Below are 22,744 nucleotides of genomic sequence, written 5' to 3'. Positions count from 1 at the left end.
CCTCCTTTCTTTTTATACAGATACCAGAGTAGTTGTAATGTCTTTCCCTGATTGAATAGTGATGATGGCTTCGTATAGATTCAACCCAGAGAAAATATAATCACTTTCGCTTTTATAAGGTTTTTGTGACCAGATGAGGGAAGGGTGTATAGAATCAGCTATTTGAAGGATTTCCTCATCGAGACGGTCCACGTACACAATATCCACTGGTGAAGTTAAATCAACTACATCTTCTACTTGTTGTAATGGAATAACTTTGAAGCCTAACCTTTCTAATTTCTTTTCTTCGTTTCCATGACTTTTGTCAGAAGATTGGATGATAGCAATCACCTTTTGACGTATTTCTCCATTCGATCTAGACAGAGAAGAGACAAGAATTTTTTCTGCGAGATTTTTTGCAGTACCATAAGGCTGGCTATATCCTGTCGCGTGCTCTATTGCACAATCGAGGTCGTGTATCAAATCTTCCACAGACTCTAGTCCTACAGACAAACGTACAAGTTCCTCTTTTACACCTGATTTTTGTAAGTTTTCTTCACTCAACTGCTGGTGAGTGGTTGATGCTGGATGGATAATCAATGATTTGGCATCGCCGACATTTGCGACATGGGACCAAATGGTAGTATGATCAATTAATTTACGTCCTGCTTCGCGGTCCCCTTTAATACCGAAAACAACAATCGAACCATATCCATAGTTGAAATATTTCTCAGCTAGCTGATGGGTCGGGTGATCGGTTAGGCCAGGATAGTTGACCCATTCAACCCCCTTGTGATTCTTCAAGTACTCTGCGACTTCAAGTGCCTGATCAGCGTGTTTTTTAATACGTAAATGAAGGGTTTCTAATCCTTGTAGCAATAAAAAGGCATTCTGAGGGCTGAGGCATGCACCGAGGTCACGTAACAGCTGAACACGAAGCTTGATTGCAAAACCAGCAGGCCCGACATCTATACCGAAACGAATGCCGTTATAACTTTCATCAGGTTCTGTAAAACCAGGGAATTTATCATGGTTCCAATCAAAGCGGCCGCTATCGACAATTACTCCGCCTATTGTAGTACCATGACCCCCGATCCATTTTGTAGCTGAATGAATAACAATATCCGCGCCCCAGGCGATTGGTTTACATACATAAGGAGTTGCAAATGTATTATCGATAATTAATGGGATATGGTGGGCGTTAGCTACATCTGCAACACCTTCGATATCCAACACATCGAGGCTAGGGTTTCCGATCGTTTCAGCAAAAATTGCCTTTGTATTCGGGGTGATTGCTTTATTGAATGCTTCGGAATCGTTCCCATCAACAAAATGGACATTTATACCATAACGAGGGAGTGTATGGACGAATAAGTTGTAGGTCCCGCCGTAAAGGTTGGTTGAGGTAACGATATCGTCACCGGCATGAGCCACATTCAAGATGGCCATGGTGATGGCAGACATCCCGGATGCCGTGGCTACTGCTGCTGCTCCATCTTCCAATAGGGCGATGCGTTGTTCAAATACATCCACTGTAGGATTTCCGATCCTTGTATAGATATTACCTGGTTCCGCTAAAGAGAAAAGGTTCTGGGCATGTGTTGTGTCGTTAAACACGTAAGAGGTGGTCTGATAAATCGGCACTGCCCTTGAACCTGTAGTGGGGTCGGGCTCTTGGCCACCATGAAGCAATTGGGTTTCAGCACCGTACGTATGGAAAGGTCGTGTCATCGAAAATTCCTCCTTGATTGAAAGTAGTTCTAGGAATCCTCAGGGGTGATGGAAGGAAATAAGAAAAGCCCTCTTCTGTTTAATAAGAAGAGGGCTTTATTTATAATATACCTCCCCTTATCTTTCAGATCATCTGACCTGTAGGATGTAGCACCTTTTCAAGGATTGCCTTGAAGGTTGCCGGGCGTCGTAGGGCCTAGTCCCTCTGCCGCTCTAGATAAGAGTTGTTTCTATTCGATTAGTCTGACTTGTTTGAAATTATAAATGGACGCTGTAATATTGTCAAACTATTTTTGCAATTACCTTCACGTTTGAATTTCTTCAACAATGGGAAATGTCTATTAAGTCAATAATGAAGGAGTGAAGATTTATGAAACAATATAGTGTTGTACCTAATAAAGATGTAACTGGATGGTTTGTGAAAATTGAGGATGTCGCTCCGACAGATGAATATGATGAGCGCGATACAGCTGTGGAGAAGGCTGAAGCGATCGCTAAGGAGAACAAGCCGAGTAAGCTTTCTATCTTAGATCAAAACCATGAGGTAGAAGAGGAACGAACTTATTAAGTTGAAAACTCCCCGTTGTGGGAGTTTTTTTATTTGGGAAAAAACAGTAAGCTTATCTTATCATTGTGAACGAAGACCGCTTCACTATTCAGGTATCCTTCGTTAAGATGGTAATAATAGAAAAAGAATGATTAAGGGTGAGTGCACGGATGGATGATCGTTTTGATGTAATTATAGTCGGAGCTCGAGTGGCGGGTTCTAGTTTAGCGATATTATTAGGACAAATAGGAAAGAAAGTATTGCTCATAGATAAAGCTGATTTTCCAAGTGATACATTATCAACACACTATATGTCGCATACAGAGTTTTTGAATGAGCTGGGTGTGCTGGATCGTTTAGAGCAATCAGGCTTACGCAAAGTCCGTCGTATGCGTACATATATCGGGGCGAGCTTTGTAGAAGGGCCTCGCTTTTCCTATACAATTATTCCAAAACGCGACCAGCTGGATTATGTTTTGATAGAAAAAGCAAAAGAATATCCGAATATCACTGTCATGCCCAAAAGTCCTGCTCGAGGATTATTGTGGGAAGGGAACAAAGTGGGTGGATTGCAAATCGGTAAGGGAAGTAACACTTTCCATGTACATAGTGATTTAGTCGTGGGGGCAGATGGAAAGAATTCAAATATTGCCCATTGGGTCAATGCAGAAAAGTACAAGCAAACAGACCCCATTCGCCCTGTTCTTTACGGTTATTATGAAGGAATACAGCCTTTGAGTGAACCTACGACCGAAATTTTCTTGCATGAAGGGAGAATCGGCTTCCTTTTTCCCATGGAGGAAGGGCGGGATTGTCTAGGATTGGAAATTCACCCGGAAGAATTCAAAACAATGATGAAAGATCCTGAAAAGAAATTTGAAGAAATTTATCAACAGCATTATGGAATGGAGAAGCGTATGGAGTCAGCCCGTTTGCAAGGGAAAATCATCGGGACACCCGGTATGCCAAACTTTTTCAGGGAAGCTTATGGAAAGGGATGGGCTCTGATTGGCGATGCCGGTCATAGTAAAGACCCCAGCACGGGTCTCGGTATCAATGATGCCTTCATGCAATCCTTTTACTTAGTTGAAGCTGTCAGACAGGTGGATCACGGACAAGATTGGGCTGAAGCAATGGCATCTTTTGTGAAAAAAAGAGATGAGCAGCTCCTCCCTGGATTTCAATTGACACTTGAATACATTCAATCACTAAGGAAGTGGACAACAAATGAAGTGGCTTTATTCCAATCTATCGCCGCTAACCCGATGGCATGGAATAAGCTGGCCCCGAATGTAGGAAAACATCTAGCAGAAGATACGAAAGATTTCCCCTTGCTCCATACAGTCGTTGAGATGGAAGCAGAGCAATTCGGCTATAAAAAGGAATAAAAGGAATCGCTTTCTTTATATCGAATTAATTAAGAGAGAGGTGATAAGGAATGGAATGGTCAAAAGACTCAGCCTATGAGAAACTGCAAGAGATTTATACAGACCGGGTCATGCAGGATGAAAAAAGGAGAATATTCCAACTCGTGTACCGGCATTTAAATGAGCACCTTGAAGATTTGGCAGTCAAATCGGGTTTAAAAGAAAAGGCAGAAAAACAATTGAAATTCTTTAAAGAATATACATTCATGCCTGGCGATAATTTGTTTCAGTCAATGCGTTATGTTTTCCTTTTGGCACGTGGGGAGAATGGAGAAGAACGAGAAGTTACCAGGCAGCACCTGAATCGGATTTATCGCTCTCTTTATCAGCCTGCCGGACTGAAAAACCCTTATATACCTGATTCTTTTTGGGAAACGCCGCTGGGTGTGGCCTGTTTAGTAGCTGAAGAAGGGGTAGAAGCTGTTTACCCTATACTAGATGAAGTCGTAGAAGCTGAAAAAGTATAAAAAGTTCAGCGTAGAAGTGGATGGACTCCTGCCGAGAATATTGAATCAGCCAATGACGATTGAACGGCTTTCGCTCTATGGTGAAAGCCGTTCAATCGTTTTGCCTGTATTTCCTGATTACAATATTAATGATATTTAATGGATTTCTTTCCTCGTAGCGATTCCAGCAATTTAACTCAAAGTTGATAAAAGGAGCGTACTTCAGACACGAAACCTTCATAATGTTTGTTTTTTTCTAGGTTTGTCAGCATCCCTTTCAATATAGCCGTGCGAGGAGACTCACGGTTCATTTCTTCCAGCAGCACAGCAACTGTGTCCTGTATTTCTTGATCGTCATCTGCTCGGATTTCCTGAAGCTTCGATAGGAGAAGATCTTTTCCATGACCTTCTAATGCCTCAGGAATGATTTTTTGTATGAATTCATCATTAATGACTGGTTGGTCACCACTTTGTTCAAAGCCTTCTATAATAAAGTCCGTGCGCCGCAACACCGCTTTGGACAAAACTTCGAAGTTTAAATCGGCACCTTCGATTATGATTAAATCCATATATCCTTTAAAGATTCCCTGCAATAAAAAGCTCACTTCCCAAATTGTCTCCTCGACGTGACTTCCATAGATGTTCAAAAGGTGTTTTTTATAAAATAAGTAAGAATTCAGTCGCATTTGTTTAAGAAAACCATCGATATTTTCGTTGAATGGAATAGCCTGTTCCCTTATTTGCATAATAATGAACTCGCGGTGATCGGCAAGTTCTTCAAATGTCACTTGTAATTGTTTTGTGAATTTGGTGCGAGCATCGACATCAAGGTTTTGAATCTCTTCTATTTTGGTTTGGATGCGATGATAATAATAATTGAAGATTTCAAATAAAAGGGCGTCTTTAGTTTTGAAGTGAAGATAAAATGCCCCTTTTGATATTCCGCATTCCTTAGCAATCTCTTGAACAGACGTTGAGCTAAAGCCTTTTTTGGCAAACAGTTTGATGGACTGTTCTATGATATATATTGATTTTTGGTCCATAATTTCCGCTCCTTCTTTCCTGGAAAGAATCACACATTTAACGATTTCCCCTTGACCTATGACTGGTCGGTCATTTATATTATATTTGGTTGTGACTAATCGGTCAATTGAAGGGGAGAGTATTATGAAAAGAATCATCGACTTTTCGATGAATAACAAATTTGCCATATGGTTAATGACTATTTTAATCACTGCTGCTGGCTTGTATGCAGGATTGAATATGAAACTGGAGACTATACCTGATATAGAGCCACCGATCATTACGGTGACGACGGTCTATCCGGGAGCTACTCCTGAAGAAGTAGCTAATGAATTATCAGAGCCATTAGAGCAGCAAGTGAGTAATTTGAGTGGAGTCAAGACGGTTAGTTCGACTTCATATCAGAACGCTTCTTCACTCCAGCTGGAATACAGCTTTGATAAAAGTTTAGATGAAGCAGAGGATGAATTGCAAGATGCAGTTGAGCAAGTTTCTTTACCGGAGGATGCTCAGGAGCCTTCTGTGTCACGTCTGAACTTCAATGCATTCCCCGTGGTCAGCTTAAGTGCCCTTAACGGAGAGGGGTCACTTGAAGAATTGACGTCGACGGTAGAAGAGCAAATTGTACCGAAATTGGAAGGTTTAGAAGGTGTAGCCGATGTTCAAGTGTCCGGGCAACAGCTTCAAGAAGTCCAAATTGATTTAGATGAAGAAGCGCTGAGTGACCGTGGGTTGGATGCGGAAACGATTACCAACTTGATTCAAGGCTCGGATGTTTCTTTCCCTCTTGGTTTGTACACCTTTGACGATACCCAAAAGTCCGTCGTTTTAGATGGAAATGTGACGAGTGTAGAGGAATTGAAAGAGCTACAGTTGCCTGCCATACCCAACTCCGGTGGTGCAGGGCAGATGCCTGGACAATCTGGAGCGGAGATACCCTCTCAAGAATCTCCAGGAGGCCAGGGAGAGGCTGGAGCAGCTTCACCGCCACAAGGGTCTGAGGGGACATCTGGCCAAACCGGGGCGGACATCCCACAGTCGATGGATGAGTCAGGAGGAGTTCCGACTGTAGCATTAGGCGAGATCGCTGATATTGAAGTGGTAGGAGAAGCAGAATCCATTTCCCGTACAAACGGCGAAGATTCAATTTCCCTCCAAATTGTAAAAACTCAAGAGGCCAATACGGTTGATGTTGTTAATAGTGTCAAAGAAGAAACAGCTTCTTTCCAGGATGAGTTGGACGGAGTAGATTTTGTTTACTCCTTTGACCAGGGAGAGCCGATTGAAGAATCTGTCAGCACGATGCTGAACAAAGCATTGTTTGGCGGCATCTTTGCGGTTATCGTTATTTTACTATTTTTGCGTAACATCAAAACGACTTTGATTTCAGTTATTTCTATTCCGCTATCCTTGCTGATTGCGATTTTATTCTTGAATCAAATGGATATTACGCTGAATATCATGACATTAGGAGCAATGACAGTTGCTATAGGACGTGTGGTCGATGACTCCATCGTAGTCGTCGAGAATATATACAGGCGGATGTCGTTATCAAGTGAAGAACTGCAAGGGAAAAATTTGATTCGTGAATCGACAAGAGAAATGTTCATGCCAATTTTATCTTCCACCCTTGTAACAATTGCGGTATTCCTGCCATTAGGGCTGGTAGAAGGGACGGTAGGGCAGATCTTTTTACCATTTGCACTTACCGTGGTATTCGCTTTGCTTGCTTCTTTGCTTGTGGCGGTTACCATTGTTCCGATGTTATCGCACCTGCTTTTGAAAAAAGCCAAAATAAAAGAGCAGCCTCACGAAGAAAGCGGAGGAAAAATGGCGGGCTGGTACCGTACAGTGTTGACACGTACGCTTGATCATAAAATAATTTCTACTATAGTAGCTGTGCTTGTGCTCGCTGGAAGTATCGCATTGGTTCCTTTAGTCGGAACAAGCTTTCTTCCTGAACAGGAGCAAAAAATGGTAATGGCTACGTATAATCCAGAGCCAGGTCAGACGCTAGACGACGTTGAAGAGATTGCTGAAGAAGCTCAAGAATATTTCCTTGGACGGGAAGGGACGGAAAATGTTCAATATTCCGTTGGCGGGGAGAACCCGATGAGCCCTGGTGCATCCAATCAAGCAATGTTCTACGTGGAATATGCAGATGACACAGAGGGATTCTCTGATGAAACAGAAATTGTAATTGACGGGTTAAATGAACAGACAGAGCGCGGTGAGTGGGCAAATCAAGACTTCTCTGGCGCAGGTTCAAGCAGTGGATTAGAATTGCGTATCTTTGGTGATAGTGTCGACGAGATCAAACCAGTGGTTTCTGAGGTCGAAGCTTTGCTATCTGAAAAAGAAAACTTGAGAAATGTGGATTCGAGTTTATCTGAATCCTATGAGGAATATACGCTTGTGGCTGACCACGAACGTTTGAGTCAACTTGGTCTGACAGCAGCACAAATCGGCATGGAATTGAGCCAGAACCGAGAGCAGCCGGTAGTAACGACTGTTGAACAGGACGGGGAAGAACTAGATGTCTATTTAGAAGTAGAAGAGGAAGATATCTCGAGCGTTGAAGACTTGACGAAACGAGAAATCCAATCACCTACGGGGCAATCAGTAGCCATTGATGAAGTTGTCGAAATTGAAGAGGGCACGACAGCTGATACCATCACCCGAAGAGATGGACGTGTTTATGCTAGTGTCAGTGCTGAAATCACAGTCGATGATGTTGGAGCGGTTTCTACCCAGGTGAATGAGATGGTCCAAGATATCGAGACGCCAGCCGGGGTGGAAATCACTCAAGGTGGTGTAGCTGAAGATATTGAAGAGTCATTCTCCCAACTAGGCTTAGCGATGCTTGCTGCGATCGCCATCGTTTATTTGATTCTCGTTGTCTTCTTTGGAGGCGGATTGGCACCATTAGCCATATTGTTCTCCTTGCCATTTACCATCATCGGTGCCGTACTCGGGTTGCTGGTCAGTGGTGAAACACTTAGTATCTCTGCGATGATCGGTGCTTTGATGTTGATCGGAATAGTTGTTACCAATGCGATTGTTCTCATTGACCGAGTCATCCATAAAGAGAAAGAAGGTTTATCGACTAGAGAGGCCTTGTTGGATGCAGGGATGACAAGGTTAAGGCCGATATTGATGACAGCCCTTGCTACAATCGGTGCATTGCTGCCATTAGCATTAGGCTTTGAAGGTGGTTCGATCATCAGTAAAGGTCTTGGGGTGACAGTAATTGGCGGCTTGGCAAGCTCAACTCTATTAACCTTGCTTATCGTCCCATTAGCTTATGAAACATTGACGAAATTCCGTAAAAAGAAAAAAGGGCGGCCGAATGAAGCGTGAGCGGTGAAACTTACGCATTTTGTCCCTTTCTTGTAATCGTTTAGATGGTAAAATAAGAACATCCTCTCATTCTGAGGGTGTTCTTTTCATATAATCAGGGAAACAAATGAATAAATGATATGGAGGTGTCGGGATGGAGCATTATGAGATTACGATCATCGGTGCAGGGGTGGCTGGCATTACTGCTGCAAGGCGATTGATCAAGCAAGGCAGAACGAACTTCCTTTTGACGGATAAAGGAAAATCTGTCGGCGGCCGTTTAGCCACTAGACGGGTGGCGGATGGAAAAGCGGATCATGGAGCACAGTTCTTTACAGTTCGGACAGAAGAGTTGGAAGAAGAATTAGAAGAGTGGCTGAATCGAGGGTGGATAAAGCAATGGTTTGGCGATCGCTATCCTCGTTATACTGCAATCGATGGAATGAACCAATTAGCTCAGCACCTGGCTTCAGATATCAATACATCTTTACATACAAAAGTAGTGAAACTGTTAGAAATCGATGGGGGATATCATGTTTATAGTGAAGATGGGTCAGAGTGGAAGACGGATAAAATATTGTTGACGATGCCCACACCCCAAGTAGTCGAACTGTTGAAAAACAGTAAACTGGATATCGTAACAGCAGAGCTTAAACGCTTGAAAGAGATTATCTTTGAACCCACTTACGTCGGAATCTATCACTTTAATCATGCAACGAACCTACCTGAGAACGGGCACTTGGATCAGGACTTACCTGAAGGAGTAGAGCGGATCGTTGACCATCGTAAAAAAGGAATTTCCCAAGATACAATAGTCAGTGTTTATATGAAGGGAGACTGGTCAAGGAAATATTATGGGGAAGACTATGTTCTTTCATTGATTAAAGAAAAAACCGAACCCTATCTTGAGTGGAGTACTCTCGAATCTGAACAATTGAAACGCTGGCGCTATGCACAAGCTAAGAAAACCATAGAACAGTCTTATATTGATTTATCCGGAGATGGCCGTTTAGTTGTTGCAGGAGATGCCTTCTTGCGTTCAAACGATGAAGCAGGACGCACCAGGTTTGAAAGTGCTTATCTATCAGGGAAAGATGCAGCTGCTTATTTAAGCTGGTAAAAAGAAAAACGCGAGGGCCTCAGGTTATACCATGGCTCTCGCATTTTTCAGTACTAACTAGCTTTAGCTTCATATCTCTTCAGGCGCTTCATCCGAGTAACTGTGTAGACAGCCAGCCCTGCCCAAATGAGTGTGAACGAAACGATGTGAACTTCTGTGAAGGGTTCATCGTACAAAAACACACCAATTATGAGCATGATGGTCGGAGCGATATATTGCAAAAAACCTACCATCGATAATGGGATACGTTTAGCCCCAGCTGAAAAGAGCAGTAGTGGAACAGCGGTAACAATTCCGGCACCAAAGACGACAACTGCTGTATGGGATAGTAAGCTCACCTCTGACCATTGACCGCTTTGCTGTTGAAATAAGAAAATCAAGGCTGCAGGTGTAACGATAAGTGTTTCAATGGTCAATCCGAACATGGCGTTCAAAGGTACAAGCTTCTTAAGCAATCCGTAGGCACCGAAACTGAATGCCAGTAAGATCGCAAGCCAGGGAACAGACCCGAAGTTGATGGTCATATAGAGAACCCCTAGACCTGCTAATAAGAAGGCCAGCCACTGTGCCTTTGAAAATTTTTCTTTTAATACAATCATCCCGAGTAAAATGCTCACAAGTGGGTTGATATAATACCCGAGGCTGGCTTCCACTACATGCTCTGTATTGACTGCCAGGATGTAGGTGACCCAGTTGATACTTATGGCCAATGAAGCAAGTGTAATCCCTAGGATTCTTTTTCTGCTTTTAAAAATATACCGGCATTCTTCTATGAAAGCGGTCCGTTTCCTTGCCAGGATAACTATCAAACTCATAAAGACGAAAGACCACACGATACGGTGGGCAAGAATTTCAAAAGCGGGGATCTGCTGGATGAGCTTCCAATAGATCGGAAGCAAGCCCCATAGAATATATGCGCCGGCTGTATAAAGTACGCCTGATTTTTGATCATTGAGCATGTTGAGGATCCTTTCAAAAGGGATATGGATGTTAAATCATACGCTTCATTATATCACCGATTTAAAGGAGAAACAGAAAAAATGCATGACCCATTTTTAGGGTCATGCATTTTAGATGGTGATAGTATCGAATCGCTTAAAAGGATTCTTGATTTTCATCGTAATCATCCCCGACGTTTTGTATTGGGGCATCATTTTTGTCCTGAATAGCTATTTTCATTAATGGTTGTTCGGCTGGTCCTTCGACCACTGATCCATTAAAAGAGAACCGGGAACCATGACACGGGCAATCCCAAGTATGTTCGGCACTGTTCCATTCGACTTCACACCCCATGTGTGTACAAGTGGTATCAAGTACGTGGAGCTTCCCTTCCTCATCCCTATAGGCGCCGGCTCGTTCTCCCTTCCACTGTACGACCATACCTTCACCTTTCTTTAAGTGTTTAGGACGGTCGCTTACCAATTCTAACTTTCCTTCCACAAGATGAGTGGCTACATCGAAATTTTGTGAAAGAAAATGCTTCATACTTGGATCTGATTTGAATCTTGTAGGCTTGAACAGCTCATGAAAAAGGGAGTCTTCTCCTGTGACATAGTCACAAATCAGCTGGGCAGCTAACGTGCCGTTTGTCATCCCCCATTTCCGAAAGCCGGTGGCAATAAATACACGATCATTATTTCTTGTAATGGGGCCGATATAAGGGACTTTATCTAATGTGGTCAAATCCTGGGCAGACCACTGGAACAGCTTCTTCTTAATACCGAATGTTTCTGCGGCGAACTCTTCTAGAGCGTTATAGTGAAAAGAGGTGTCAACCCCCTGGCCGGTTTTGTGGCTTTCCCCTCCAATCAGTAAGAGAGGTGTCCCATTATAGTGCGCAGTCCGGATCGAACGTTTTGGCTCATCTACTGATAAATACATTCCTTCTGGAACTTCTTTTTCCGGCTCGATGGCCAGAAGGTAAGATCTCTCAGCATACATCCTGCTGAAATAAAGACCTTTTCCATCGTAAAAGGGAAAGTGACTGCAAGAAATGACTTTTTCACAAGCCACTGTAAATCCATCTCCTGTCATGACTTCCACTTTATCCTTTTCTTGTACATCTGTCGCTTTCGTATGTTCATAAATTTCTCCCCCGAGTTTAGTGAACTCTTCTACAAGGGCAGATAAATACTTCAGGGGATGGAATCTAGCTTGGTTCTTCATGCTTAAAGAACGGGTGGTTTCAATAGAAAATGGAAGAGTTTCACCAAGTTCCCCCTCAATCCCTAATGCTTGATACGCTTCATACTCTTTCTCTAACTTTTGTGCTCCAATGTTTGTTGTAGCAAATAAGTAAGCATCTTCTTTCGTCCAATCACAATCGATTCCATATTTATTGATCAGCTCTTCTACTTTTTGTAAGGCTGTCATTTGAGCTTGATAGTATAAGGCGGCTTCTTCTTCGCCGAAATGTTTCATTATTTCATGGTAAATAAGACCATGCTGTGCCGTCACTTTGGCAGTTGTATGTCCTGTTGTGCCATTGAGGAGCTGATCCGCTTCCAGGAGTGTGACCTGTTTGCCTTCCTTTGCCAGCAAGTAGGCAGTAGTGATCCCGGTGATACCTCCACCTACAACCGCCACTTCTGTTGCTGTATCTTCCTTCAAGGTTTCGAAAGTTGGTAGTGCCATGTCTTCACGCCACAATGATTCTGGTCGAGTCCATTTCTGATGATGTTCCATACTTTCCCTCCTGTGGGTCTCTTTCCTTTCATTCTTTCCTTTCTCTTACATTTCATGTATAGGAAGCATGGAAAATTAACAACTTTTTACCTTTATAGTATAATTGAGGCATTGATTATGTATGGAGAAAGGGGGCAGCTGAGAATGGAAGTATTTGTGGCACGACAGCCGATCTTGAATGTGAACGATGAGGTTTATGCCTATGAACTTTTGTACCGGAATAGTGAAGAAAACCGGTTTGTTCCAATTGATGCCAATCAAGCGACATCTGAAGTATTGATGAACAGCTTTGTTACGATTGGATTGGAACGTTTATCCCAGAATAAACCTTGCTTCATCAATTTCACAGAAGATCTGCTGTTTGAAAAAGTCCCCGAATACTTCAATCCGCAACAGTTGGTCGTTGAAATACTGGAGCACGTTTCTTTCAGTCTTGATTTAATCAGGGTGTGCCGGGAGCTGAAAAGGAAGGGGTACCTGATCGCTCTTGATGACGTTATAGATTTGGACAGGGCTTCACTGTATGAACTTCTCCCATATGTAGATATTTTGAAGGTGGATATCAGAGCTGTTACGAAAGAAAATCGCTTGAAAATCATTCGCTTGACTGAGGACTTCAACCTCACGCTTTTAGCTGAAAAAGTGGAGACGAGAGAAGAACATCACCAGTGTAAGGTGGAAGGCTTCGAACTTTTCCAGGGTTTTTACTATAGTAAACCGTTGATCGTTAAAGGGTTGGAGATTCCTTTTTATACGGGTACTTATTTTCAGATAATCAAAGAATTATCAGCTTCTGAGGAAGAGGTCAATATTGAAAAGGTAACGGAAATTCTAGAACAGGATGTAGCTTTAACCTACAAGTTACTGCGTCTGATCAATTCATCTCAATACCGGTTCAAGGTACCTGTTCAATCCATCAAACAAGCAGTTATGCTTTTAGGTACGGAGTCTTTGAAAAAATGGTTATATGTCTTATCAGTGGAACAGACGGCTCCCGTCTCTTCTTCAAAAACACAATTAATTTTAAAGACCAGTTTACTAAGGGCGAAGATGTGTGAACAAATTGCCATCCGTATTAGGACAAAAGCAAAGGCTGATGGTTTCTTTCTTACGGGATTCATGTCTCTGATCGATGTGATCACTCAAAAGCCCGTGGGTGAAGTCATTGACTTACTGCCCCTTGATACAGCTATAAAAGAAGCTTTGCTCGGAACTGAAAATATTTACCGGCAAATACTTGATCTGGTAATTGGAATGGAAAAGGCGGACTTTGAAATACTGGAAAGTCATTTAATCGTCGGGGGAGTGGGCTTTACTGAGATTTTTGAAATTTATGGGCAGGCAATAGCGTGGACAGATCAATTGTATCAAGAGCATTTCACCGAAAGTGCAACATAGTGGACAGGCAGCAATAATAATGGTAATCTAATTCATGTTTGCTTCCTATAAATGAGGAAGCAACTATTTTTATGTATAACGTTACCTAGGTAACGAAAAGGGAGAGCGTAAGTTTGACACTATTATTTCATCGTATCCAACAATTATCGAGAGACTTAAACAAATATTTAAATGAATCTTTGGAAGAAGAAGATATCTACATGTCCCACTGGGCTGTTTTATTTCAATTGGAATCCAACGACGGGTGTATGACTCAAGCAGAACTTAAGGAGCGCCTAAATATCGAAGCTCCGCCATTATCAAGAGTCATTCAGAAACTGGTAAAGCTCGGTTACATTGAAAAGAATAAAAGTGAAGATCAGCGCACAAATGACATCACTATCACAAAAAAAGGAGAAGAAAGATATCCTTTTTGGCGGAAAGCTATCGGAGAAGCTGAGGAACGCTTGTTAGAAAAGTTGGGGACAACGGGGGAGAAGGCTTTAGAAGAACACGTATTGTCCTTATCTCGTATGGTCTCTGAAGAAAGGAGGGGAAGCTGATGAATGCTGCGGCGAAACAGCCCCTTTGGACGAAGAGCTTTCTAAATGTATGTCTCAGTAATTTTTTCGTGTTCTTGGTTTTTTATCTGATGTTTGTGACCTTACCTATTTATGCTATCGAGGAGGTCGGAGTAGCAGAAGGACAAGCTGGATTGATAATAACCCTCTTTTTGTTAGCTGCTATCATGATTCGTCCGCTTACAGGACAATGGGTGGAATCGATTGGGAGGCGACCTGTTGTTATTTTGTCATTGAGCATCTTTCTGATTAGCTCAGGATTGTATTTTTTCTTTGATGCATTCGGATTTTTGCTTGTTGTTCGTTTCATACAAGGTCTTGGATTCGGAATGGGGACAACTGTCCTTGGAGCGTTAGCAGCAGATGTTATTCCTGAGCAACGTAAAGGGGAAGGAATGGGCTATTTTGCTATGTCCATGAACTTCGCTATGGTCATCGGTCCTTTTTTAGGGTTGACGATTATCCAGTCCGTGAATTTCATGTTTATGTTTCTTGTATGCCTGTTTTTTGCAGCTGTAGCCTTTTTATCAGGAATTATGATCAAGGTGCCTGAAAAAGGATCCTCTACTAAGAAAAGTGTCATCCCGAATTTAAATGGGCTTCTTGAAAAGCCTGTCATTCCTTTAGCTTTGACAGGAGCTGTATTAGCGCTTACTTATTCCGGTGTTTTGTCCTTTGTATCGGTGTATGCGAACAACCTTGGCCTTGAGGAGGCTGCTAGTTATTTCTTTGTAATATATGCTCTCGTTCTCTTGATTTCCCGACCTTTTACAGGGAAGTGGTTTGATCAGTATGGGGAGAATGTCATTGTCATTCCTTCCATTATTCTATTTGGTGTAGGGATGTTCGTATTGAGTTTTGCGGAAACTTCCCTGCTTCTGCTGGTCGCCGGTGGACTGATCGGCTTAGGGTGGGGAACGCTCGTGCCTAGCCTTCAAACCATTGCTCTGAAAAAAGTCCCGGATCGCGCAGGTGCAGCTACAGCCACCTTTTTCACCATATTTGATATAGGGATGGGAATCGGTTCCTATGTGGTAGGTGCTGTTGCAACAGGAATCGGTTTTTCCTCATTATATTTCAACAGTTCATTCATAATATTCGGAGCGGTTTTCCTATACATTTTGTTACACGGAAGAATGGTCCAGCCGAACTCGAAGCACGAAATTGAATATAGTAAATAAGAAGGAGGACGTGTGCTCCTTCTTTTGTTAAAATTAAATGAAAACGCTTACAGAAAATGTAAAGGGGAGTAAGATGTGAAAGAAAACATTAAAAGAATGGAAACATCCATGATCCACAGTGAACATAAGGTACGCGATGTCCATGGGAGCTTGACGACGCCGATTTATCAGACATCGACGTTCTCTTTTTCATCAGCTGCAGAGGGTGCACGCAGGTTTGCCGGTGAGGAAGAAGGTTATATATATTCTAGACTTGGAAACCCGACTGTCAAAGCCTTGGAAGAGCGAATAGCTATTTTGGAAGGTGGTGAAAGAGGGTTGGCCTTCGCCTCAGGAATGGCGGGCGTAAGTGCTGTACTTATCGCTATGACGAAAGCGAATGACCACATCCTATGTTCAAATGGTCTATATGGTTGTACTTATGGTCTCCTTCAAATGCTGGAAGAAAAATATGACATTACACACGACTTTAGTTTTATGGAATCTGAACAAGAACTAAGAAACAAGATTAATAAGAACACTTCTTGTATTTTTATTGAAACACCGATTAATCCCACGATGAAGGTGGTCGACTTATCTATGGTCGCGCAGGTAGCTAAGGAATACGGCATTCCTGTCGTCGTTGATAATACATTCTGCACACCGTATCTTCAACGCCCATTGGAAAAGGGGTGCGACATCGTCATCCATAGTGCGACGAAGTATATCGGTGGGCATGGGGACGTCATTGCCGGTCTTGTCGTTGGCAAGGGAGAATTCATGAATGCCCTGGCAATGGCTGAGCAAAAGGATATCGGCGGCGTCCTTTCCCCTTTTGATGCCTGGTTGTTGTTAAGAGGTATAAAAACCCTTCATATCAGGATGGATCGTCACAGTTCTAATGCTGCAGAAATCGCTCGAAAACTTAAGGAACATCCAAGAGTTGAAAATGTTTACTACCCTGGGATGGAAAACCAAGAACAAAAATCAATAGTCAAAAAACAAATGAAAACGGGGGGAGGGGTCATCGCATTCGAATTAAAAGGGTCGAAATCCGAAGCCCAAAATTTCATGGATCGGTTGGAACTCATTCAAATTGCGGTGAGCCTGGGTGATGCAGAAACATTAATACAGCATCCAGCCACAATGACTCACGCGGTTGTTCCAGAAGAAAAGAGAAAGGAAATGGGAATAGGCGATTCGCTTATCCGTTTATCTGTAGGCCTTGAAGCTGTAGAAGATATTTGGCATGATATGAATCAGGCACTGCAATCTTAAATAACTACTTAAATGTTGGAAGCCGGGGCATTCCCCCCGGCTTCTTTTTGTTGAGAAAAATTCCTAAACTGACAGCAAGGGTTTATCCATCTCTACGTGGGGGAAAGTAGTACTAGAATGATGATGAACAAACATGAAATATCAAATAATAAAAGGTGAATTCAAGAAAGGGACGGTGCAGTATGTTAAAGAAACTATTCGGTAAGAAAAGTGTAGAAGAGCAGCTTGTGGCTCCTGTAAGTGGGAAGGTCGTTTCCTTGGATGAGGTGGATGACCCAGTATTTAGTCAACGGATGATGGGAGACGGGGTAGCTGTGGAACCGACAGACGGAAAGGTCGTTGCGCCGGTTTCAGGTGAAATCGTCCAACTGTTTCCTACTAATCATGCTGTCGGTGTTAAGACGAAATCAGGTGTAGAAGTACTAGTTCATATTGGGTTAGAAACAGTATCTATGGAAGGTGAAGGTTTCGAGGGTCATGTGAAAACAGGAGATCATGTCAATGCAGGAGACCAATTGGTAACCTTCGATATGAACTTGGTAAATGAAAAAGCTAAGAGTACGATTACTCCAGTTGTCATCACAAACTATGATGATATTGTTGATAGCTTTGAGCCTTCATACAGTGATGGGGCGGAGGCTGGACAATCCACAATTGCAACACTGCAAACGAAATCATAAAAAAAAGACCTAAAGCAAAGAATTCTTTGCTTTAGGTCTTTTTCTAATTAAGTCCTTCCCCATATTCCATAAAAGCTCCCTTATCTTGAATGCTCAAGAGGATTGGCAATTCCAAGGAAGGCATTCTGATTATGGGAGCTTGATATAGAGCGTTTTATGACTATAACACAGGGGTAGTAAAGACAACCCACCTGAGTAAGGAGTTCGTTTCTCACATACATCAGATGGGTTGGTGGGGAAGCTGCGAGACTCCCGTGGGAGAAGGAGATAGGCGAGATCCCGCAGGGCGTAGTGAAATGACCCCATAAAGTTGGACACTATTTTATTAAGCCGATTTTTCAAGTTTTTTGCGAAATTGAACAGGGCTCATTCTTAACTTTGACTTGATTCTTTCATGATTATAGTCGTCCATGAATGCCCTAAGTTCGTTTTTAAAGTGCTCCACACTTTTAAACTCTTTGTAGTAGAGGAGTTCTGATTTCATAATGCCAAAGAAGTTTTCAATCACGGCATTATCATGACAATTGCCTTTTCGAGACATACTTTGGGTAATCCCAGCTTCCTTTAGACGCTGGCGGTAGGGAAGCATTTGATAGTGCCAGCCCTGGTCAGAATGCATTAATAGTTTATCACTTTCGTTTAAGTGCTCTAAGCCTTTCTCTAACATCTCGCCAACGAGGGAATACGTAGGGCGTGAACCAATCGTATAAGTGATAATCTCGCCGTTAAAGAGGTCAAGAATAGGAGAAAGATATAGTTTTTCACCAAACAGCTTGAATTCTGTGATGTCCGTCACCCATTTTTGATGAGGTTTCTCTGCGTTGAATTCCCGGTTCAAAAGGTTATCGGCCACTTTACCGACTCGACCTTTATAGGATTTATATTTCTTCATGCGCACGTGGCATTGAAGCCCTAATTCCTTCATCAGGCGATACACTTTCTTATGATTGACATGGAGGCCTTGATTTTGAAGGTCATTTTGAATCCGGCGATAACCATAGGTCCCATTCCGTCTTTTATAGATTTCTGTAATCTTCTTCTTTAACTTCTGATCGGGATCAGGCTTGTTCTTTCGTTGGATTTGATCATAGTAAGAGCTGCGGGAAATTCCGGCCACTTCGACCAATTGGTTGACCGGAAAGTCGCGCCTTAGTTCGAAGACCGCTTGCGCTTTTGTTTTTTGGATGTTTGCTTCTCTTCCTCTTCGACTAAGGCTCTCAACTTTTTTAAATACGCGTTCTCCATGCGTAGGTATTCCACTTCTTCCTCTATAGACTTGAAGGAAGAAGAAGAATGGTTCTTTTTACGAGCTGGCATGGGAAGGGTCCCCTTTCGTTTGGATTCAAGGGCTTCCATACCGCCATTCTCCCACTTCCGTGTCCACCTTCGCACCATCGAGAAATGAGGAATGTGGAAGATGGCCGACGCCTCTCGTATGGAATACCCTCGGTCCTTAATAAACTGAATTACTTTCAGTTTAAAGGCCGTCGGATAGTTTGTATAGGGATGGGTGAACGCTTGGTCGCCATGACATTCCACCAATTGCCGCCAGTATCGTAATGTGGAAGAATCGATGCCTACCTGGTTCGCTAGTTCTCGATAGCTGACGGACTCGGTTAAGTAGCGCTGGATCACTTGATGTTTTTCGTCATTGGTAAATCTTTTCAACGAAAGTACCCCCTTTTAGGTTGGATATGTGTCCAACTATTGGGGGGCACTTTATAGCCCGAGAAAGCTCACCAGGTCCCCCACAGGAAAGTGTTCAAATGCAGAATCGTCCTGGTAGACACGACTGGCATAAGCAGAATAGCAACGGAATGTGTCTTTTCATTCCATTGCTATTCTGCTTATGACGCGAGTGTCTGGACGATGGAGCTAGACGAGTAGCTTCCCAATCAACCCTGAAGCTCAACATGGCAACGAACCCTGAGAATCTCGAAATCGTGTCTTCAATAATCCTGCACGTTTATGGAATAACAGTAAATACTAAATTTCAAGATGCCTAATACAAAAATAACCATGAGGTTTATAGTTTTTTAAAGAAAAGACATCCATTATTTCGATTGGAATCCGCTTGGCGAAAAACGTATAATGGGAGCAGACTAAGGAGGCGGGTGAAGGGACCTCTTTTCATATTTGCGAAAGGATGATGGAAATGACCCAAGGAATCATAACATTAGGAGAAGCATTGATCGACTTCATTCCACTTGATGCCCACAATGTCAATTTTCAAAAAAGCCCTGGTGGCGCACCGGCTAACGTAGCTGTAGGTCTGGCACGCCTTGGTGCAAAGGCGACGTTTTTAGGTAAGGTCGGTGATGATGTTCTCGGTCGGTTTTTAAAGGAAACCCTCACTGATTACGGAGTACATACACAACATATGCATTTGACCGGAGACGTAAGGACGGGTGTGGTCTTCGTCACATTAGGCGAGGAAGGGGAGCGCAGCTTTGATTTTTATATCAACCCGAGTGCCGACCGCTTCCTTGAGAAACAAGAAGTGGACGAAAGCCTCTTCCATTCCCATAACCTTTTTCATTTTGGGTCGATTTCTATGATTGATCAACCAGCTCGCTCGGCTACGAAGTTTGCTGTTGAGCGAGCGAAGCAGAACGGACTGATTATATCCTACGACCCCAATTTGCGATTAGGACTCTGGCCTTCTGAAGAAAAAGCGAAAGAAACGATTCTTTCCATGCTGGGAGAAGCGGACGTTGTGAAAATTTCTGAAGAGGAACTTGAGTTTTTAACTGCGGAAATAGATATCGATGCTGGTGTCAAAGCATTAACAGATTACAATATTCCTGTTTTATATGTTACCAGGGGTGGAGAAGGAAGCCACGTGTTTACGAAAGAAGGCCAAACCCACATCCCCGCCATGAAAGTGGATCCTGTTGATACAACTGGGGCAGGAGATGCTTTTGTTTCTGCCATACTTTATCAAATGAGTGAAAAGGGGCAGCCTGTTACGGAGTTGTCTCTTACTGACTTAGAGGGGATCACGCGTTTTGCCAGTGTATCAGGAGCTTTGGCCGCCTCTACTAAAGGGGCTATGACAGCTTTACCGACGCGGGAAGAAATAGAAGGATATTTGAGATAGGAGGGTGTATTTTGTCTGAACGCGATCTTGAATTACGTAAATTAGCTAATGAAGAAATAGAAAGGTATAAAGATAAGGTAGAAGCGGATCCTTATCGTTTGAACTATCACCATATGGCACCAGTGGGCCTTCTGAATGACCCGAATGGTTTTATCCAATGGAAAGGGACGTACCATCTTTTTTATCAATGGATGCCTTTTGATACTGATCATGGAGCCAAGTTCTGGGGACATTATAGTTCGGAGGATTTCGTCCATTGGAAACATGAAGATATCGCCCTTACTCCTTCCGATTGGTTTGATGAAAATGGAGTATACTCAGGAAGTGCAATTGCTCATGATGATTATCTTTATTTGTTTTATACCGGTAATGTTAAAGATGAAAATGGAGAACGGGAATCATACCAATGCGTGGCAGTTTCTGAAGACGGGGTGAACTTTGAGAAGAAAGGTGTTTCCGTTTTTTTGCCTGAAGGTTATACGTCCCACTTCAGGGATCCTAAAGTGTGGAAAGAAGGAGACACATGGTATATGGTCGTAGGTGCTCAAAGTGAAGATTTGCAAGGGAAGGCTGTTCTGTTCAAATCAGAGGACTTTTCAGAGTGGGAACACCTTGGAGTGATCACAGGAAGCGGTGAAGGTAAGCTTGGAGAGTTCGGCTATATGTGGGAATGCCCTGACTTATTTGAACTGGATGGAAAGCATATCCTGGTTGTTTCTCCACAAGGGCTCGAAGCCGAGGGGATGCAATTTGCCAATACGTACCAAAGCGGTTACTTCGCCGGTTCTTTGGATTTTGAAAAAGTTCGTTTGAAGCATGGAGATTTTCGAGAATTAGACAGGGGTTTTGAATTTTACGCCCCTCAAACAACTCTTGATTATAAAGGGAGGCGAATCCTGATCGGCTGGATGGGAGTGCCTGACCAATATGAACAGGCCCAGCCCACAATCGAAAACCACTGGGTCCATTGTTTAACGATTCCTCGAGAACTGACATGGAATGGGGAGCAGCTTATCCAGACCCCTTTAGATGAGCTGAAAGAAATGAGAGGACCGGTCATACTCCATTCATCTATTACCATAGAGAATGATCAGAAAGCGGTTAGAGGAATTGAGGGAAAGTCCATTGAATTGAACTTAGAATTCGATGAGATAGAAAATCAGTTCGCGATTGAAATGTTCCAATACGCTTCCCTGAGCTATAAAGATGGAATTCTTACGTTATCCAGACCTCATTTTGAAGAGAATCAAAAAACAGAATTCCGAAGAGTTGAATTGGCAGGAAAATTGAAAAGTCTTCGCCTGTTCATCGATCATTCTTCTTTGGAAGTTTTTGTGAACGAAGGGGAAGAGGTCCTCACCTCAAGAATTTTCCCACATTCCGAAGATGAACATATTTTGTTCACATCACTAGGTACGAGCACTTTTTCCATTGAACAGTGGAAGTTGAAAGGCTTCCAATAAATTTGAGAATATTTTCCTATCCTCTTATGGAATTCCTGCAGTTTGTGATAAGATATTCTTACGTAAATCGCACGAAGGGGTCATTCAAATGAGTCAATCTTCTAAGAAAATGAAAGCGAACGAACGAAGAGAACATGTTTTATCTTTATTAAAACAAAGAGCTGAGCCGGTTACAGGGAGCTCTTTAGCTGAAGAAATGAAGGTTACAAGGCAAGTCATTGTTGGGGATGTATCCTTGTTGAAGGCAAGAAACGAGCCGATTGTAGCTACAAGTCAGGGTTACATGTACATGACAGATGCCAAAGAAGATTTGGCCTTTCAACGGACGATTGTCTGTCAGCATCCAGGAGAAGAAACGGAAAATGAATTGAACATCTTGGTCGATCATGGTGTTCATGTTCAGGACGTAGTCGTGGAGCATCCAATATACGGCGATTTAACTGCTCAACTTAGAATTTCCAATCGCCGTGATGTGAAGAAATTCATCCAGCAAGTCCGCTCTACTCAGGCCTCCTTTCTATTAGAGCTGACAGATGGTATCCATACCCATACCATTGCATCTGACAGTAGAGAAGCCTTAGATGAAGCGGAAGCTGCTCTTGAAGAAGCAGGGATTTTGATGGAAAAATAACGGAGGATGGGAAGAGACATGCTTAGATCATTGAAAGCATGTCTTTTTTCCTTGTGGTCAGGAAATTAGTGGATATCAAATGCAATATAAGCTCCATCCAGCTCCAGCGCCTAGCCCCTCGAGGTCTTAAGCAAGCCCTTTGCTGGGGCAAAGAACGCCCCTTCAAAGGTTTGCTTA

Annotated in this window: 18 protein-coding genes and 1 riboswitch; of the genes, 13 read left to right on the top strand and 5 right to left on the bottom strand. The window is 42.7% G+C overall.

The features are described from left to right. Nucleotides 1–12: 12 nt before the first annotated feature. Nucleotides 13–1,710, bottom strand: a complete 1,698-nt coding sequence (locus ACTWPX_RS01110) for an aminotransferase class I/II-fold pyridoxal phosphate-dependent enzyme (RefSeq protein ID WP_443118136.1) — start codon at nucleotides 1,708–1,710, stop codon at nucleotides 13–15. 114 nt (nucleotides 1,711–1,824) lie between these two features. Next, a riboswitch (SAM riboswitch) is annotated at nucleotides 1,825–1,934 on the bottom strand. 146 nt (nucleotides 1,935–2,080) lie between these two features. Between ACTWPX_RS01110 and ACTWPX_RS01105 the strand changes: the two genes are divergently transcribed. The 3 genes from ACTWPX_RS01105 (at nucleotide 2,081) to ACTWPX_RS01095 (ending at nucleotide 4,151) form a co-directional block, all read left to right on the top strand. Beyond that, nucleotides 2,081–2,278, top strand: a complete 198-nt coding sequence (locus tag ACTWPX_RS01105) for a DUF2188 domain-containing protein (RefSeq protein ID WP_128525468.1) — start codon at nucleotides 2,081–2,083, stop codon at nucleotides 2,276–2,278. A gap of 149 nt (nucleotides 2,279–2,427) precedes the next feature. Further along, nucleotides 2,428–3,645 carry an NAD(P)/FAD-dependent oxidoreductase gene (locus ACTWPX_RS01100; RefSeq protein ID WP_443118135.1) on the top strand — a complete coding sequence of 406 codons (1,218 nt, stop codon included), beginning with the start codon at nucleotides 2,428–2,430 and terminating at the stop codon, nucleotides 3,643–3,645. A 50-nt stretch (nucleotides 3,646–3,695) separates the two neighbouring features. Further along, complete coding sequence (locus ACTWPX_RS01095; protein WP_443118134.1) at nucleotides 3,696–4,151, top strand: hypothetical protein; 456 nt, start codon at nucleotides 3,696–3,698, stop codon at nucleotides 4,149–4,151. A gap of 176 nt (nucleotides 4,152–4,327) precedes the next feature. Here ACTWPX_RS01095 and ACTWPX_RS01090 read toward each other — a convergent pair whose 3' ends face one another. Further along, nucleotides 4,328–5,173 carry a TetR/AcrR family transcriptional regulator gene (locus ACTWPX_RS01090; RefSeq protein ID WP_443118133.1) on the bottom strand — a complete coding sequence of 282 codons (846 nt, stop codon included), beginning with the start codon at nucleotides 5,171–5,173 and terminating at the stop codon, nucleotides 4,328–4,330. Nucleotides 5,174–5,297: 124 nt separating this feature from the next. Between ACTWPX_RS01090 and ACTWPX_RS01085 the strand changes: the two genes are divergently transcribed. Together ACTWPX_RS01085 and ACTWPX_RS01080 are read left to right on the top strand one after the other, a co-directional pair. Next, on the top strand, nucleotides 5,298–8,513 hold the full coding sequence (locus tag ACTWPX_RS01085) for an efflux RND transporter permease subunit (protein WP_443118132.1): 3,216 nt from the start codon (nucleotides 5,298–5,300) through the stop codon (nucleotides 8,511–8,513). A gap of 133 nt (nucleotides 8,514–8,646) precedes the next feature. After that, nucleotides 8,647–9,612 carry an NAD(P)/FAD-dependent oxidoreductase gene (locus ACTWPX_RS01080; RefSeq protein WP_443118131.1) on the top strand — a complete coding sequence of 322 codons (966 nt, stop codon included), beginning with the start codon at nucleotides 8,647–8,649 and terminating at the stop codon, nucleotides 9,610–9,612. A gap of 53 nt (nucleotides 9,613–9,665) precedes the next feature. On the opposite strand, the gene rarD is transcribed toward ACTWPX_RS01080, so the two are convergent. Next, nucleotides 9,666–10,571, bottom strand: a complete 906-nt coding sequence (rarD, locus tag ACTWPX_RS01075) for an EamA family transporter RarD (RefSeq protein WP_443118130.1) — start codon at nucleotides 10,569–10,571, stop codon at nucleotides 9,666–9,668. Between the two features lie 136 nt (nucleotides 10,572–10,707). Next, entirely contained in the window at nucleotides 10,708–12,297 is a 1,590-nt protein-coding gene (locus ACTWPX_RS01070; RefSeq protein WP_443118129.1) for an FAD-dependent oxidoreductase, read from the bottom strand. Between the two features lie 144 nt (nucleotides 12,298–12,441). On the opposite strand from ACTWPX_RS01070, the gene ACTWPX_RS01065 reads away from it, so the two are divergent. The 5 genes from ACTWPX_RS01065 to ACTWPX_RS01045 all read left to right on the top strand — a co-directional run bounded on the left by ACTWPX_RS01065 (nucleotide 12,442) and on the right by ACTWPX_RS01045 (nucleotide 17,373). Next, nucleotides 12,442–13,695: an EAL and HDOD domain-containing protein gene (locus tag ACTWPX_RS01065; RefSeq protein WP_443118128.1), complete on the top strand. Its 1,254-nt coding sequence runs from the start codon at nucleotides 12,442–12,444 to the stop codon at nucleotides 13,693–13,695. Between the two features lie 113 nt (nucleotides 13,696–13,808). Further along, complete coding sequence (locus ACTWPX_RS01060) at nucleotides 13,809–14,237, top strand: MarR family winged helix-turn-helix transcriptional regulator (protein WP_443118127.1); 429 nt, start codon at nucleotides 13,809–13,811, stop codon at nucleotides 14,235–14,237. Next, a complete protein-coding gene (locus tag ACTWPX_RS01055; RefSeq protein ID WP_443118126.1) occupies nucleotides 14,237–15,436 on the top strand; it encodes an MFS transporter in 1,200 nt (399 codons plus the stop codon). The genes ACTWPX_RS01060 and ACTWPX_RS01055 overlap by 1 nt, the downstream gene beginning before the upstream one ends. 75 nt (nucleotides 15,437–15,511) lie before the next feature. Further along, the gene (gene megL / locus ACTWPX_RS01050; protein WP_443118125.1) at nucleotides 15,512–16,693 is read left to right on the top strand and encodes a methionine gamma-lyase; all 1,182 of its coding nucleotides are present in this window, start codon (nucleotides 15,512–15,514) and stop codon (nucleotides 16,691–16,693) included. A gap of 182 nt (nucleotides 16,694–16,875) precedes the next feature. Further along, nucleotides 16,876–17,373 carry a PTS sugar transporter subunit IIA gene (locus ACTWPX_RS01045; RefSeq protein WP_443118124.1) on the top strand — a complete coding sequence of 166 codons (498 nt, stop codon included), beginning with the start codon at nucleotides 16,876–16,878 and terminating at the stop codon, nucleotides 17,371–17,373. Between the two features lie 325 nt (nucleotides 17,374–17,698). Here ACTWPX_RS01045 and ACTWPX_RS01040 read toward each other — a convergent pair. After that, nucleotides 17,699–19,041, bottom strand: a protein-coding gene (locus ACTWPX_RS01040) for an IS3 family transposase (protein ID WP_443118123.1) whose coding sequence is annotated in 2 segments (ribosomal slippage) — nucleotides 17,699–18,544 and nucleotides 18,547–19,041 — 1,341 coding nt in all. Because the reading frame shifts where the segments join, the coding sequence is not laid out codon by codon here. A 487-nt stretch (nucleotides 19,042–19,528) separates the two neighbouring features. Between ACTWPX_RS01040 and ACTWPX_RS01035 the strand changes: the two genes are divergently transcribed. The 3 genes from ACTWPX_RS01035 to ACTWPX_RS01025 all read left to right on the top strand — a co-directional run bounded on the left by ACTWPX_RS01035 (nucleotide 19,529) and on the right by ACTWPX_RS01025 (nucleotide 22,567). After that, the gene (locus tag ACTWPX_RS01035; protein WP_443118122.1) at nucleotides 19,529–20,473 is read left to right on the top strand and encodes an aminoimidazole riboside kinase; all 945 of its coding nucleotides are present in this window, start codon (nucleotides 19,529–19,531) and stop codon (nucleotides 20,471–20,473) included. A gap of 8 nt (nucleotides 20,474–20,481) precedes the next feature. Next, nucleotides 20,482–21,936 carry a glycoside hydrolase family 32 protein gene (locus ACTWPX_RS01030; RefSeq protein WP_443118484.1) on the top strand — a complete coding sequence of 485 codons (1,455 nt, stop codon included), beginning with the start codon at nucleotides 20,482–20,484 and terminating at the stop codon, nucleotides 21,934–21,936. Between the two features lie 88 nt (nucleotides 21,937–22,024). Next, nucleotides 22,025–22,567: a transcription repressor NadR gene (locus tag ACTWPX_RS01025; protein ID WP_443118121.1), complete on the top strand. Its 543-nt coding sequence runs from the start codon at nucleotides 22,025–22,027 to the stop codon at nucleotides 22,565–22,567. Nucleotides 22,568–22,744: the final 177 nt, after the last annotated feature.

The sequence above is a fragment of the Halobacillus sp. H74 genome (assembly GCF_052246715.1).
GTDB lineage: Bacteria > Bacillota > Bacilli > Bacillales > Halobacillaceae > Halobacillus > Halobacillus litoralis_A.
Note: the sequence above shows the minus strand (reverse complement) of the source record. Positions and strands in the feature narration are given on the sequence as shown.